The organism is Algoriphagus persicinus (assembly GCF_035156415.1).
Taxonomy (GTDB): domain Bacteria; phylum Bacteroidota; class Bacteroidia; order Cytophagales; family Cyclobacteriaceae; genus Algoriphagus; species Algoriphagus persicinus.
Genome location: NZ_JAYEEY010000014.1, coordinates 47,767 through 62,747, shown reverse-complemented (window position 1 = coordinate 62,747; position 14,981 = coordinate 47,767). Strand labels below are relative to the sequence as shown.

Annotated in this window: 15 protein-coding genes; 5 read left to right on the top strand and 10 right to left on the bottom strand. The window is 41.0% G+C overall.

Features of this window, described 5'->3' with window-relative positions:
- Positions 1-6 precede the first annotated feature (6 nt).
- A complete protein-coding gene (locus U3A58_RS12495; RefSeq protein ID WP_323823766.1) occupies positions 7-1,461 on the bottom strand; it encodes a DUF1501 domain-containing protein in 1,455 nt (484 codons plus the stop codon).
- 1 nt (position 1,462) lies between these two features.
- On the bottom strand, positions 1,463-3,775 hold the full coding sequence (locus U3A58_RS12490) for a PSD1 and planctomycete cytochrome C domain-containing protein (protein ID WP_323823765.1): 2,313 nt from the start codon (positions 3,773-3,775) through the stop codon (positions 1,463-1,465).
- Positions 3,776-4,126: 351 nt separating this feature from the next.
- On the opposite strand from U3A58_RS12490, the gene U3A58_RS12485 reads away from it, so the two are divergent.
- Complete coding sequence (locus tag U3A58_RS12485; RefSeq protein ID WP_323823764.1) at positions 4,127-5,227, top strand: 6-bladed beta-propeller; 1,101 nt, start codon at positions 4,127-4,129, stop codon at positions 5,225-5,227.
- Between the two features lie 89 nt (positions 5,228-5,316).
- On the opposite strand, the gene accC is transcribed toward U3A58_RS12485, so the two are convergent.
- From accC to pdxA, 8 genes are all read right to left on the bottom strand, one after another.
- The gene (gene accC / locus U3A58_RS12480) at positions 5,317-6,666 is read right to left on the bottom strand and encodes an acetyl-CoA carboxylase biotin carboxylase subunit (RefSeq protein ID WP_323823763.1); all 1,350 of its coding nucleotides are present in this window, start codon (positions 6,664-6,666) and stop codon (positions 5,317-5,319) included.
- Positions 6,667-6,692: 26 nt separating this feature from the next.
- Positions 6,693-7,163, bottom strand: coding sequence for an acetyl-CoA carboxylase biotin carboxyl carrier protein (gene accB / locus U3A58_RS12475; RefSeq protein ID WP_323823762.1), 471 nt, complete (start codon positions 7,161-7,163; stop codon positions 6,693-6,695).
- 96 nt (positions 7,164-7,259) lie between these two features.
- A complete protein-coding gene (gene efp, locus U3A58_RS12470; protein WP_323823761.1) occupies positions 7,260-7,823 on the bottom strand; it encodes an elongation factor P in 564 nt (187 codons plus the stop codon).
- 31 nt (positions 7,824-7,854) lie between these two features.
- Complete coding sequence (locus tag U3A58_RS12465; RefSeq protein ID WP_323823760.1) at positions 7,855-8,853, bottom strand: beta-ketoacyl-ACP synthase III; 999 nt, start codon at positions 8,851-8,853, stop codon at positions 7,855-7,857.
- A gap of 229 nt (positions 8,854-9,082) precedes the next feature.
- Positions 9,083-9,274, bottom strand: coding sequence for a 50S ribosomal protein L32 (gene rpmF, locus U3A58_RS12460; protein ID WP_057938136.1), 192 nt, complete (start codon positions 9,272-9,274; stop codon positions 9,083-9,085).
- Positions 9,275-9,292: 18 nt separating this feature from the next.
- The gene (locus tag U3A58_RS12455; RefSeq protein WP_323823759.1) at positions 9,293-9,865 is read right to left on the bottom strand and encodes a YceD family protein; all 573 of its coding nucleotides are present in this window, start codon (positions 9,863-9,865) and stop codon (positions 9,293-9,295) included.
- Positions 9,866-9,881: 16 nt separating this feature from the next.
- Positions 9,882-10,097, bottom strand: a complete 216-nt coding sequence (locus U3A58_RS12450) for a hypothetical protein (RefSeq protein ID WP_323823758.1) — start codon at positions 10,095-10,097, stop codon at positions 9,882-9,884.
- A 23-nt stretch (positions 10,098-10,120) separates the two neighbouring features.
- Complete coding sequence (gene pdxA / locus U3A58_RS12445) at positions 10,121-11,143, bottom strand: 4-hydroxythreonine-4-phosphate dehydrogenase PdxA (RefSeq protein WP_323823757.1); 1,023 nt, start codon at positions 11,141-11,143, stop codon at positions 10,121-10,123.
- 121 nt (positions 11,144-11,264) lie between these two features.
- Here pdxA and rsmA point away from each other — a divergent pair, with 121 nt between their 5' ends.
- The 4 genes from rsmA to greA all read left to right on the top strand — a co-directional run bounded on the left by rsmA (position 11,265) and on the right by greA (position 14,975).
- Positions 11,265-12,050, top strand: a complete 786-nt coding sequence (gene rsmA / locus U3A58_RS12440; protein ID WP_323823756.1) for a 16S rRNA (adenine(1518)-N(6)/adenine(1519)-N(6))-dimethyltransferase RsmA — start codon at positions 11,265-11,267, stop codon at positions 12,048-12,050.
- Positions 12,037-13,404 (top strand): magnesium transporter, encoded by a 1,368-nt coding sequence (gene mgtE, locus U3A58_RS12435; protein WP_323823755.1) that lies wholly within the window; start codon positions 12,037-12,039, stop codon positions 13,402-13,404. Before rsmA ends, mgtE begins: the two co-directional genes overlap by 14 nt.
- An 11-nt stretch (positions 13,405-13,415) precedes the next feature.
- Entirely contained in the window at positions 13,416-14,351 is a 936-nt protein-coding gene (locus U3A58_RS12430; RefSeq protein ID WP_323823754.1) for a 2-hydroxyacid dehydrogenase, read from the top strand.
- Between the two features lie 150 nt (positions 14,352-14,501).
- Complete coding sequence (greA, locus tag U3A58_RS12425; protein ID WP_323823753.1) at positions 14,502-14,975, top strand: transcription elongation factor GreA; 474 nt, start codon at positions 14,502-14,504, stop codon at positions 14,973-14,975.
- The last annotated feature ends 6 nt before the right edge of the window (positions 14,976-14,981 follow it).

Sequence of the window (14,981 nt, the reverse complement as noted above, 5' to 3'; positions counted from 1 at the left end):
AGTATTCTAAGCAATTAAGTCTTTTACTACTTTGCCAGAAACATCCGTCAGGCGATATCTTCTACCTAGGTGCTTGTAGGTCATTCGCTCATGGTCAATGCCCATGAGGTGAAGGACTGTAGCTTGGAAATCATGCACGTGTACGGGGTTTTCGGTGATATTATAGCCAAATTCATCCGTTTCTCCATACACCATTCCTGATTTCACTCCACCACCAGCCATCCAGATGGAGAATGCACGAGGGTGGTGGTCACGGCCGTAATTGTCCACCAATATTTTCCCTTGGCAGTAATTAGTTCTTCCAAATTCACCGCCCCAGATAACCAATGTCTCATCCAGTAAGCCTCTTTGTTTCAAATCAGTGATCAAAGCTGCTGAAGCCTGATCCACATCTTCTGCTTGTAGTCGCATTTCATTGGGTAAGTTGCCATGCTGATCCCATCCTTGATGATAGAGTTGCACAAATCGAACGCCACTTTCTGATAGTTTTCTAGCCAATAGGCAATTGGCAGCATAAGTCCCTGGAACCAGGCAATCGGGTCCGTAAAGTTTGATGATGCTCTCAGGTTCTTTGGAAACATCCGTCATTTCCGGAACGGCTGTTTGCATGCGATACGCCATTTCGTATTGTTTCACCTTGGCGGTGATTTCAGGATCATTGAATTGCTGCATGTTTAGCTCATTCATCGCAGCAATTTGATCTATCATTTTTCTACGCTCCGAACGGCTCATGGAATCAGGATCCTTGAGATACAGCACAGGGTCTTCAGAATTGGAAAACTGTACTCCTTGGTGAGTTGCATCTAGGAATCCATTACTCCAAAGTTTGGAATAGACTCCCTGACCATTACCACGTCCGCGACTTAGCAGTACAGAAAATGCGGGAAGATTACTGTTTTCACTTCCTAGGCCATAGCTCAGCCATGACCCCATACTTGGTCGGTTTCCAACCTGTGCTCCAGTTTGGAAGAATGTAAGTGCGGGATCATGATTAATGGCATCGGTATGCATGGATTTTATGATACAGATATCATCGACTATGCCGGCGGTATGTGGAAATACCTCAGATATCCAAGCTCTTGATTCTCCGTACTGATCAAACGTGTAATGGGATCCTACCAAAGGAAAAGAGGATTGACCAGAGGTCATTCCGGTTAGGCGCTGTGAGCCTCGAATGGATTCAGGGAGTTCCTCTCCCATTCGCTCATTCAAAAGAGGCTTGTAATCAAAAGATTCCAATTGACTTGGAGCGCCATTCTGAAACAGATAAATTACTCTTTTGGCTTTGGGAGCAAAATGGGGAAGTGCATTCATCATAGCTTCTTCAGCTTCTGATCTTCCTGAAAAAAGATCAGGAACTAAAAGCGATCCCAGTGCAATACTTCCAACGCCTAGGCTAAGTCTGGATAGAAACTTCCTTCGATTATGATTCAGTCCTTCTTCTACTATTTCCTTTTCCATATCAGCTCTTGGTAATGGTTTCCTCCAAATTATAAATACTCACGATTACCTGCATTAGTGCGGCGGTTTCTGGATTGATATGCTGTTCTTCCAATGGATACTCACCTACACTTAAGGTAGGAAGAATCTGATCTGGATTTTCCCTAAATCGCTCTAATTGATCTTCGTAATAGGAGAGAAGGATGGACTTTTCCTTACTGCTTAAATCTCTACAAACGATACGTTTGAATGAGGTAGCGATGGCTGTTTCTTTATCTTCATTTTCATTCCACATTTTTCCGGCTAAGACGCGAGATGCTTCCAATATCATTGGATCATTCATCATCACCAGTGCCTGCAACGGCGTATTTGTGCGGCTTCTTCCGATCTCGCATCGATCTCTATTACTGGAATCAAAGATAATTGCTTTAGGAGGCGGGACTGTTAGTTTGATAAAATTGTATAGCCCTCTTCGGTATAATTTATCACCCTTGTCTTGGATATAAGTTGCCAGCACGCCACGTCCTGAGGTCGCTGCTTCCCAGATGCCTTCCGGCATGTAGGGTTTTACGCTAGGTCCACCTAGTTTTCTCACCAATAAGCCACTGCTCGCCAGCACCAAATCCTGTATATTTTCTGCAGGTAAACGCAGACGGGGAGCTCTGGCCAGGTACAAGTTTTCAGGATCTACCTTGAGATGCTTATCAGAGATTTCAGCAGACTGTTTGTAAGTAGCCGAACTTAGAATTTGCTTCATCAGGTGCTTGATATCCCAGCCATTTTCCATAAAGTCAACTGCCAGCCAGTCCAATAATTCGGGGTGGGTGGGAAGATCCCCTTGCATCCCAAAATCACCTGCAGACTTGACTATGCCTTGTCCGAAAATCTCCTGCCACATCAGATTGACAAATACTCTAGCTGTCAAAGGATTTTCCCTTGCTGTGATCCATTTTGCCAGCCCTAGGCGGTTCTTTTCCAAATCCTCCGGGAATTTCATAATAGAAGACGGAGTGGATGGCTCCACTTCTACGGTAGGTGCGTCATAAACTCCTCGATCGAGAATAAAGGTAGGACGCTGCTCTTCCAATTCTCCCATCACAGAGACACTTAATTTGGAGGTGTCGGAATAGTTTATAAAACTCATGATACCAGATAAGTCTTCCTGATCTACCCAGAGAATTGGAGTTTTCGCTGGCTTTGACTGGGATACATCTCCTTGATACCCTTTTTCGGGGGTGTTATTGAAAAAGGCAAACATCTCATAATACTCTTTCTGAGAAACAGGATCATATTTATGATCATGGCACTGGGCACATTCCATGGTGATGCCTAGAAGACCTTTGCTCACGGTGTTGGTTTTGTCAAGCACGTATTCTATTCGGTATTCTTCATCGATTACACCACCTTCCTCAGTGTATTTGTGATTTCTGTTGAAGGCTGTAGCTAGAATTTGTTCTTTATTTGCATCCGGTAAAAGATCACCTGCTAGTTGCCAGGTGACAAATTGGTCATAGGGCATATTTTCATTGAATGCATGAATCACCCAATCCCGATAAGGCCATTGCGTACGGATATTGTCATCCTGATAGCCATAGCTGTCGGAATATCGGGAGATATCCATCCAAAGGATAGCCATTTTCTCTCCGAATCCTGAATCCTCAAGCAATCCATCCAGTAAATCTTCATAGGAAAGTTTACCAGTGAAATCTCCAAATCTATCCAACACTTCAGGACTTGGTGGCAATCCAGTTAAATCAAGACTTGCTCGCTTGATCAACTCATACGGTTTCGCTTCAGAATTTGGTGGAAGACCTTTTTGCTTCATTTTTTTCAAAGTGAAGCGATCTATTTCATTGATAGTCCAATCTGTTTCTTCAGGAAGCTTAGCTTTTTCTGCTTTTACAAAAGCCCAGTGAGGCTCATATTTGGCTCCCTGTTCGATCCATTTTTTGATTAGTTGGATTTCTACTTCAGATAAGGCAAGATTGGATTCTGGTGGAGGCATAAGCTCTCCTGGATCTTCAGATGTGATTCTATGGTAAACAGTTGATTCTTCTAAGATTCCGGGTTTGATGACAAATTGGTTTGGATCATCTTTCAAAGCTGCATAAGCGCCTGCTTCTGTATCCAAGCGCAGTTCTGATTCTCGCTTATTGGCATCTGGTCCGTGACATGCAAAGCACTTATCAGAAAGAATTGGGCGAATATGAAAATTGTAGCTTACCTGTCCGATATCTGATAGCTGTATTTCATCGCTTTGTTTTGGATTGCAACTAAAAATAGCCGCGCCAAAGCAAGAGAAAGCCAAGAGCCTTAGAATTTGGGAAAGAGTCATTTTTGGGTCAAATCAATGTCAGAATCATCCTCAAACTAGTGATAATTTGAACAAATAGTATCCTGACCCTTATATTTTCACTTTCGCTTTTAATGTAAGGATGATTACTTAAGTTTAAATATTAATTAACAGAAGATTGTTTTGTTAATTATATAATTAACTCTGTTTTTAGCTTTGAAGAACTACATTTGCATTATTAGGAATATTGTAGTGTGAATATTTTGAATTTTGTCTAGAACAAAAAATAAAATTATGAATTAGATCGTACAAATCCATTTTCAAAGACTTTGCACCTGTAGAGGTCATGACGCTCACGGATTATTTTACCATAAAAACCTTCAACAATTCAATATGAAATTCGCTAAACTGACATTGCTGTTTCTTATCGTTTCTCTATTGCAGAGTTGCAATAATAAAGGGGTTGATGATAAATCTCAGGATTTCAAAACAATAGAGATATCCAGGGATTTTTTTTCGGGTGACTCACCGGGATTACAAATTGAAATTCTAGATACTATAAATCTTGAAGCTCCTGGAAATCCTTCACTTACATCAGTCCAGGATATTGCTTTTTCCCAGGGTTTTTTTCTTATCCTGGATAACAGACAGGGCCTTTTAAAGTTTGACAATAGCGGTAGTTTTCTCCAGAAAATCGGAGAGATGGGAGAAGGTCCTGATGAATATAGTATGCCCTATGCGATTCACTTGGATGATAAGGAAAAGGTGGTCCTTGTGTTAGATTGGCAGAAAAGGGTAGTGATTTCGTATGACCTTGAGGGGACCTTTGATTCGTCAAGTCAAAGACTGCCAGGGCAGCCGATCTCCTTTTACAAGAATAATGACACTCTTTTGGTAGTTCAGGAGACGCTTATTGGTACCAAAGAAAAACCCCGGCAGGTGTTGGTAAGCTCGATTGAACCAAAAACCCTTGATGTCAAACACTGGGAAAGGCCGCTTTACGGCTATCATTCAGATTACACAAGTATCCATTCAATCCCCAGGATATTAAGCCGGGTAAAAAACACAAACTTATTTTATATGCCAATTATTCGGGACGATATATCATCTCATAGTGACACGGATACGATTTTTAGAAAGGAGGAGGATCACTTGGTTCCGGAATACCTGATTAATTTAACTGGATTTGACAATACACAGCAGTTGGCAATAAACCATGTAGTTATGTCCGATAGTTATGCGTTTTTACGTGTTGTATATGAAAATCGTATCTATCATGCGGTAATTGATTTAGTGAACAATCGTCCACTAATTCATTTAAAGCAACTATTTGATCGGGAAGTTACGGGAGAGATCATTCCGCGCCAATTAAATGGAGATATTTATTATTCTATTGTGAGGAATGAGGAAGGTGTAATAGAGAAAAATCCTATGATAGTTATGTATCGGTTACCAACTGCCTTGAGCTATAACAGAGAAGTAAGTAGTGATTAGTTAGGTCATTTTGCAGTGCGATAGACAATACAAATAACAAAAAAAGCTGCCCAATTTTCTGGACAGCTTTTTCAATGTGATTTTACTGCTTATCCCTTAATCACCGAGAAATCAAAGTCTTCCAGAAACTTGGTGGTGAAATTCCCATCTTTAAATTGCTCGTTTTCCAATAACGCGATATGGAAAGGTATGGTAGTTTTCACACCATCAATTACAAATTCTTCCAGGGCTCTTTTCATTCTCACAATCACTTCTTCTCTGGATTGGCCGCTGACGATCAGCTTGGCAATCATGGAGTCGTAATTAGGGGGAATTACGTAGCCAGCATACACGTGGGAATCAATTCTGACGCCACGTCCACCTGGAATATGAAGGTTCTGGATTTTTCCCGGACTTGGTCTGAAACCATGAGTAGGATCTTCGGCGTTTATTCTACATTCCATAGCGAAGAGCTTAGGATAGTAATTTCTTCCAGAAATTGTTTCTCCTGCTGCTACTTTAATTTGTTCTTTGATCAGGTCAAAATCAGTGACTTCTTCAGTGATTGGATGTTCTACCTGAATTCGAGTATTCATTTCCATAAAGAAGAAATTGCGATGCTTATCAACGAGAAACTCAACTGTACCCGCTCCTTCGTAGCCTATTGCTTCAGCGCCTTTGATGGCAGCCTTACCCATTTCTTCACGAAGTTCGTCAGTGATGAACGGAGAAGGAGTTTCTTCAATTAGTTTCTGGTGCCTTCGCTGAATGGAGCAATCTCTTTCAGAAAGGTGACATGCTTTTCCTGTTTTATCTCCGATGATCTGAATCTCTATGTGTCGAGGTTCTTCTACATATTTTTCAAGATATAATCCATCGTTTCCAAAGGCTGCGGCTGATTCCATTCTAGCATCATCCCAAGCTTTTTTGAATCCGGCTTCCTCTTTCACAATCCTCATTCCGCGTCCACCGCCTCCGGCAGTTGCTTTTAGAATGACCGGGTATCCCATTTCATTTGCGAGCTTGATCCCTTGCCCCATGGATTCCAAAATTCCTTCCGAACCTGGAATAGTAGGTACACCGGCAGCTTTCATGGTGGCTTTGGCAGTAGCCTTGTCACCCATTTGATTGATCATTTCAGGGCTAGCACCGATGAATTTGATTCCATATTCTTCACAGATCTTAGAAAACTCTGCATTTTCGGAAAGGAAGCCATATCCAGGATGAATGGCGTCAGCATTGGTGATTTCTGCAGCGGCTATGATTCTGGGAATATTTAAGTAGGAGTCGCGGCTAGGAGCAGGTCCTATGCAGACAGCTTCGTCAGCAAATCTGACGTGCAAACTATCCTTATCCGCAGTAGAATAAACCGCCACGGTCTCAATACCCATCTCCTTACATGTCCGGATGATTCTTAGAGCAATTTCACCTCTATTGGCAATTAGTATTTTTTTAAACACAGCTATTTAATTATTGTTGAAAAAAATTAACCCGCTGGATCTACAAGGAACAATGGCTGATCATATTCTACAGGTGTAGAGTTGCTCACCAAGATTTCGACGATTTTACCGGAAATTTCAGATTCGATCTCATTGAAAAGCTTCATCGCTTCGATAATACACACCGTTTCACCTGCTTTTATAGAATCACCAACAGTTACAAATGGATCCGCATCTGGGCTTGAGGTAACATAGAAGGTACCGATCATTGGGGATTTGATCTCCACCAAATTGGATGGTGCTGCTTCTGCTGCAGGAGCAGCGGCAGGGGTGGAGGAAGGGGCTGGAGCCGGGATAGCTGCTGGAACTGGAGCAGAAGCTACTTCTACCATTCTTGGTAAAGAAGATTCTGCATATTTTTTAATAGAAAGTTCGAACTCGTCAGTCTTGATTTTAACTTCCGCCAAACCAGAATTGGAGATGTAATCGATCAACTCCTGAATCTCTTTTGCTTTCATAGGTTTATTATTTAAAGGTGCCAAAAGGCAGTTTTATAAATGGGTTTTAAAAGAATAAAGCTGTGTAATTTAATGAAATCACACAGCTAAACTAAGTTATTTTACTCTTTCCGAATATGAACCATCACGGGTATCTACCTTGATTAGGATGTCTTGCTCTACAAAAAGTGGCACCATCACAGTGGCACCAGTTTCTACTGTAGCTGCCTTCAGTGCGTTGGTAGCGGTATCTCCTTTGATACCTGGCTCCGTGTAGGTAATCATCAATTCAACGAATGGAGGAAGCTCAACTGCAAGAGGGGTTTCCGTCTCATCGTGAATTAAAATATCCACTAACTGACCGTCTTTCAGTAGATTAGCTCTTTCGATTAGTTTTTCCTGAATAGAAATCTGTTCGAAAGTGGTGGTGTCCATGAAGTTGTAGCCCATGTCATCGGCATATAAAAACTGATGAGGTCTTTTCTCTACCCTGGCTGTTTCTACTTTCTCTCCTGCGTTGAAAGTTTTATCAAGTGTTTTTCCAGAAGTAATTCCCTTCATTTTGGTTCTGACAAATGCGGGGCCTTTTCCTGGTTTGACATGCTGAAACTCAACAATCGAGTAGATGTCATTATTCATGACCAAACAAAGTCCGTTTTTAAAATCTGCAGTACTAGCCATATTTTTATGATCGTATTATTTTCCTATAAATTTATTTTGGGTCGTAAGCCCATTTAAGGTATATGGAACCCCACGTGAATCCACCTCCAAATGCTGCGAGCACTAGATTGTCACTTTTTTTCAACTGACTTTCGTAGTCCCATAGGCAAAGAGGTATCGTGGCTGCTGTTGTGTTGCCATACTTTTCTATGTTCATCATCACTTTATCCGAGCCGATTCCCATCCGATTGGCTGTAGCATTGATGATTCTGAGATTGGCTTGATGAGGAACGAGCCACGCAATATCATCGCCTGTCAATCCATTTTTTAGCATAATCTCCGCACTGACATCTGCCATATTAGTCACTGCAAATTTGAATACTGAAGAACCTTCCTGATAGGCATAGTGCTCACCTGAATCCAAGGTTTCTTGGGTGGCAGGTCTGCGACTTCCTCCCGCTTTCATGTGAAGGTATGGAGCACCAGATCCATCGGATTTGAGAATGGCATCCATAATACCCAAATCTTCGGTAGTAGGCTCCAGCATTACTGCTCCAGCACCATCACCGAAAAGGATACATGTAGCTCTATCCGTGTAATCGACAATAGAGGACATTTTATCAGCTCCAACTACAATCACTTTCTTATGAGTACCTGTCTGGATAAACTGGCTTCCCATCTGAAGGGCATATAAAAAGCCTGAGCATGCTGCGCCAACATCGAAACTATAGCTGTTTTTGGCGCCTACTAGATCGGCGATGATATTTCCTGTAGCAGGGAAAGGCATATCTGGAGTAACCGTGGCGCAGATGATCAAATCTACCTCTAGCGGATCGGTGTCTGTTTTTTCCAAAAGACCTTTTACGGCTTTGGCACCCATTATTGAGGTGCCTTGATCTTCTCCTTTAAGTATTCTTCTCTCTTTTATTCCTGTTCTTGAGACGATCCACTCGTCATTTGTATCTACAAGTTTCTCAAGTTCTTTGTTGGTCAACCTGTATTCCGGAACGTAACCTTGTATTCCGGTGATCATGGCTCTGAGTTGGTCCATTATGCTGGGGTTAAGCTAAGATGATTAAATCAAAATCATCTCAAACTGTATGTTATGGATGTGTTCTATTCTGTAAGGAAGGCAAAAATATTACAATTGTCATTCTCTACCAAAAGAAATCCATCATTGGAAAGTATAAGGCTTGATAAACAAGCGGTATTGATCGGCTGAAAACAAAAAAATCCATCCGCAAATAGCAAATGGATTTATATGTGATTCAGCTGACTGGTTAAGCCAAAATTTCTTTCTCGATGATAACTTGTCCTTTGTAGTACAATTTACCGTCCAACCAGAAAGCTCTGTGTGGTAGGTGCATTTCACCTGTAGTAGGACATTTTGCCAAACCTGGAGCCTCCAACTTGTAATGAGTTCTTCTTTTATCTCTTCTGGTTTTCGAAATTTTTCGTTTAGGATGTGCCATTTTATGCGTGGTTTATAATTATTCCTTGTTTTTTAACTTTTTTAAAAGATCCCACCTGGGATCCACTGTCTTATTATTATCTTCATCGGACTCCGATTCATCTCCTATGTCGTCAGAATCTTGCCCATCTATGTAAGCGTAGAAACCTTCTCCTTCGTATTCTTCATCATCCATTTCATTTCTGTAATCGGGGTGAATTTTCTTTGATGGCAAAGCCAGCAAAATAAATTCGTAAATCAACTGAGCCACATTGACTTTCGGAGTGTCCCGAGTAATCATAATGACGTTTTCATCGATTTCTTTTTCTTCAGCTCCAAACTTATAGATCATCTTTTCATAAAAATCTAAGGGCTGTATAAAAGGCTCCAGACTTCTATCGCAAGTCAGTATCACTGTCCCTACGATATGAAAATCCATTTCAATTAGGTTTGGGCCGACTTTCATAATGACCCGTGCGGTCAAATTGCCTTTGTCTACAAGTTCGTTGTCTTCGAAGTGCTGGAAAAATTCATCTCCAATTTCGAAGTCAATTTCATGGATGCCATCGAGGAATTTAATGACCTCAATATCAAATGTTCTCCAGAATTTCACGATACCTCCTCTCGATTTAAGACCGCAAAAATAGTGAATTATAATAAAAGGATGAAAGAGATTTAGAAATAATATTTGGTTTCATGTATTTTAATTGTTTTTCAGAGGTCATAACCTGCCCCGTGACGAAGGAAACGGGATAGCCTGTCCCGTCCGCCGCGGCGGATCGGGAGAATCTCGCTTGATAGATAATCATCTCAATGCATGACACTAGAAACATGCTCGATTTCATATATAAATCTCTCGTTTTCCTTCTCAATCCTCCGATTCCTGTGGATTGTGGTGTTGAATAATATCTGCTGCAAGGAAAATAGCTGCTCTCATTGAGCCTTCGTCAGCGACGTTTTTCCCAGCTATATTGTAAGCAGTGCCATGATCTGGAGAGGTTCTAACTACAGGCAAGCCAGCAGTGACGTTTACCCCAATACTGAAAGCCATGGCTTTGAAAGGCACTAATCCTTGGTCATGATACATTGCCAACACCCCATCGAATTTAGTATGGTGTGCCATTCCAAAAAAACCATCAGCAGGGTAGGGGCCGAATACCATTTTGTTTTGGTCTTTAAGCGAATGAATAGCGGGTTTGATGATTTGTTCTTCCTCCTCACCCAAGAGCCCATCTTCCCCTGCGTGAGGATTAAGTCCTAAAACGGCAATTTTTGGTTTATTTATACCGAAATCATTCTCAAGGCTTTTAAGAAGAATAGTGGCTTTTTCAATAATTTTTTCTTGAGTTATACTGTCAGCCACCTTTGCCAAAGGCACATGACCGGTAACCAGTCCAACTCGAAACTGCTCTGCTACCATAAGCATCAGACTTTCTTTAGACCCCACTGCCTCTGTAATGTATTCTGTATGTCCAACGAAGTGAAGCTGGTCCGAATTGACATTATTTTTATTGAGCGGAGCGGTGACTAAGGCCTGGATTTTACCTGATTTCAGATCATCAACTGCCATTTTCAGTGCTTCCAAAGCAAATTTTCCTGCTTCTTGTGTTTCCACTCCGGGAATTACCTCTGGACATTCTTCGGTTACATTGATGACATTGATGCGCTTGTGCTGAATCTCATCAATGCTTCTGATCTGCGTAAAATTAAAATCTTCTATCCCCAGTTGCTTTCTGTAGAAGGTCAGCACTTTACCGTGCGCATAGATCAGGGGGGTGAATGACTTGTACGTTCTATTGTCCAGCAAGGCTTTCATGGTGACTTCTACGCCTATTCCGTTGATATCGCCAATGCTAATTCCGATAATGGGTTTGATCTTTCGTTGATGCATATTAGTTAATATATGGACTTAGGGTTAAGGTTTGGCCAAGCATGCCTCAGTTCGCTAGTCCTTTAGAATTATTCTCTTAATTTTGGTTTCGCAATTTATAAAAATTTATCTGAGCTAACCGATGGAAAAGGTCAAAGCCAAGAAACACTTGGGACAGCATTTTTTGACCGATTTGGGTATTGCGGAGCAAATAGCACAAGCGGTCAAAGGGCATCATGAAGTATCGAAAGTCCTAGAAATAGGACCTGGCATGGGGGTACTTACTGATTTCCTTTTGAAGGGAAATTTAGATCTGTATCTAATAGATATCGATAAGGAATCCATTGCATACCTGCATAAGAAATATCCTGAACTTGGAGATAAGATTATTGAAGGGGATTTTTTGAAAATGAATCTGGATGAGGCATTTCAAGATAAGTTTGCCATCATAGGTAATTTCCCCTACAATATTTCTTCCCAGATTTTCTTCAAGGTGCTGGAAGTAAAAGATCAGGTGACAGAAGTGGTATGTATGCTACAAAAAGAAGTGGCTGAGCGTATAGCCTCACCAAAAGGAAATAAAGACTACGGGATATTGTCTGTGCTTTTGCAGGCTTATTACGATATAGAATACTTATTTACTGTTCCTCCTCACGTATTTGACCCTCCACCTAGAGTCAACTCTGGGGTAATCCGGCTGACCCGAAACGGTACGAAAAAATTGGATTGCAACGAAAAGCTCTTCAAACAGGTTGTAAAGGCAGGTTTTGGAAATAGACGAAAAACACTTCGCAATTGTCTAAAACCTTTTAGTCTTCCTGTTGAGTTTAATACAAATCCCATTCTGGATTTACGAGCTGAGCAATTGGATGTGGCTGAGTTTATATTTCTAACCCAAACTATCGAAACTTCCCGTGGAAATTATTAAGCAGTTTGAACTTTCGAAAGAATACTTAGAAAGCCTACAGCAAGCGATTGAAATAGAGGATCTGACCTTCATTCAAGAGTCGCTGGAAGGGGTGAATGTAGCCGATATTGCAGCGCTACTCGATGAGTTATCGATGGCAGAGTCCATTTATGTCCTTCGGGTATTGGATCTACAATTGGCTGCGGATATCATTATAGAGTTGGAAGCCACTACTCAGCATAGAGTCTTGAAGGAGCTGGAAGTTCAAGAAATGGCTAATCTGATAGAGCTCATGGATTCCGATGATGGAGCGGATATACTTAATCTTTTTTTAGAAAGAGAAAGAGAAGATATCATCAGCCACTTTCAGGATAAGGTAAAGTCAGATCAAATCCTGGAGCTCTTACGCTATGACGAAGATACCGCGGGCGGGATTATGGCGAAGGAATATATTCGCGCCAATAAAAATTGGAATGTCGTTCAGACGATTAATGAGATTCGTCGTCAAGCAGAAAATGTAAGTAAAATCTATTCCATTTTTGTCGTAAACAATAGACAGCAATTAATGGGGATTGTTTCGCTGAAGCGCATAGTATTAGCGGCTGATCAAACAAAAATCGAAGATATCTATGAGGAGGAGGTAATCTCTGTGCCCACCTATATGGATCAAGAAGAAGTGGCTGAGATCATGCGTAAGTATGATTTGGAATCACTGCCTGTGGTCAATAGTAAAAATAAGCTGGTAGGAAGAATCACAGTAGATGATATCCTTGATGTAATTAGAGAAGAGGCAGAGGAAGATATTCAGGCAATGACCGGTATATCAGACACGGTTGATGAATATGATAGTGTGATCAAGCTTTCCAAAGCTAGATTGCCCTGGTTGTTGATAGGTATTTGCGGAGGCTTGCTTGGTGCGGGATTTATAGGGTTTTTTGAAGAAGGACTTAATAAAGTAACAGCACTTGCCTTCTTTATTCCGCTGATCACGGCAACTGGTGGCAATGTGGGGATTCAGACTTCTTCGATTGTGGTTCAATCTCTTGCCAGCAAATCTATTTTTGATGATTCTTTAGCCAAGCGGTTTTTAAAGGTACTGTTAGTAGCGATTTTAAACGGATTGATTTTAGCCACTTTCGTATTTGGTGTGGTTGTTTTATTTTATAAAACCGACGTGTCTTTTGCGTTGGTCGTATCGATAGCATTATTTTCAGTAGTGTTATTGGCTTCGTTTATGGGAACTATTACACCAATTGTTCTTGACAAAATTGGGATAAACCCGGCTTTGGCTTCAGGGCCATTTATCACTACCGCAAACGACCTGATTGGACTGGCGGTGTATTTTTTGGTAGCGATGTCACTTTTGAATATTTAATCAGTAGAAAAATGAAAATTCTCATCATTGACGAAATGCATGAAAGCATCATGCCTATACTTCAAAAACAAGGGCATGAAGTTATATACTCCCCAGAGATCTCACGTGAGGAGATCCTAGCTATCGTAGGAGAGTTTGATGGACTTATCATCAGGTCTAAGACTCCGATGGATCGTGAGCTGCTTGAGCGCGCCACCAACTTGAAGTTTATAGGTAGGGCTGGAGCAGGTCTTGATAAGATTGATTTGGAGTACATGGAAGAAAATGGCATCCAACTTTTTCATGCTGCAAAAGGAAATCGTGATGCGGTAGCAGAGCATGCCGTCGGGATGCTTTTGGCACTTTTCAACCATGTGCAAAGAGCTGATCAGGAAGTTCGTAAAGGTATTTGGGATAGAGAAGGTAACCGTGGACATGAACTGGCGGGTAAAACTGTGGGCATCATGGGCTATGGAAATATGGGAAAATCCTTTGCGCATCGTCTTCGCGGATTTAAAGTTAATATCTTGGCCTATGACAAATACAAGATGGATTTTGGGGATGATTTCGTGCAAGAAGTGATGTGGGAAAAACTGAAGGCAGAAGCAGATATACTGAGTATCCACGTGCCACTTACATTCGAAACAAAAGATTTTTTTAGTTTGAAAGAGCTTAAAAGTTTCGCTAAACCATTTTGGTTAATCAATACAGCTAGAGGAGAAGTGATTAGTTTCAAGACCTTGAATGAAGCCCTAGATCAGGGGTTTTTACGCGGAGCCTTGCTGGATGTATTGGAAAATGAAAAATTTCAAAAATTTACGCCTGACCAAAAAGCAGAATTTGAAAAACTGGCAGCGCGCGACAATGTGATATTTAGTCCTCATGTGGCTGGCTGGACTTATGAATCCTACGAAAAGATTAATAAAGTTTTAGCCAAAAGGATCAAAAAGACCTTTAAAGGGGTTTAAACAAAATTTCAAAGTAAGTGTATTAAAATGCTGCTTTGCTTTGTTTCAAAGCTTTTGTTATCTTTGGCCATCAAATACTAGCTATTAACAAAGTAACGGTCCCGTCTAGTGACCGTTACTTTGTTTTTGTAGCTTATTAACAAGTAGATTATGGGAACAATACAATACTATACTGAAGAAGGTTTGAAGCGATTGAAGGACGAACTTCAAATGCTCAGAACTAAAGGGAGAACTGATATTTCTAATCAGATCGCTGAAGCAAGAGACAAGGGTGATCTAAGCGAAAATGCAGAATATGATGCCGCAAAGGATGCCCAAGGACATCTGGAGCTTAAAATTGCAAAACTGGAAGCAGTAGTAGGCAATGCTCGTATATTAGACAGTTCTCAGCTGGATACTTCTAAAGTCGGTATATTGACTACAGTGAAGATAAAAAATGTAAAGAATGGCATGACGGTAAGTTATACGTTGGTATCTGAAGAAGAGGCTGATTTGAAAGCTGGTAAAATTTCCCTCGGATCTCCATTTGGAAAAGGTCTGGTGGGTAAAAAAATAGGCGATATTGCTGAAGTAAAAGCTCCAGCTGGAACACTTCAATTCGAAATATTAGACATTACATTCTAACTTAAT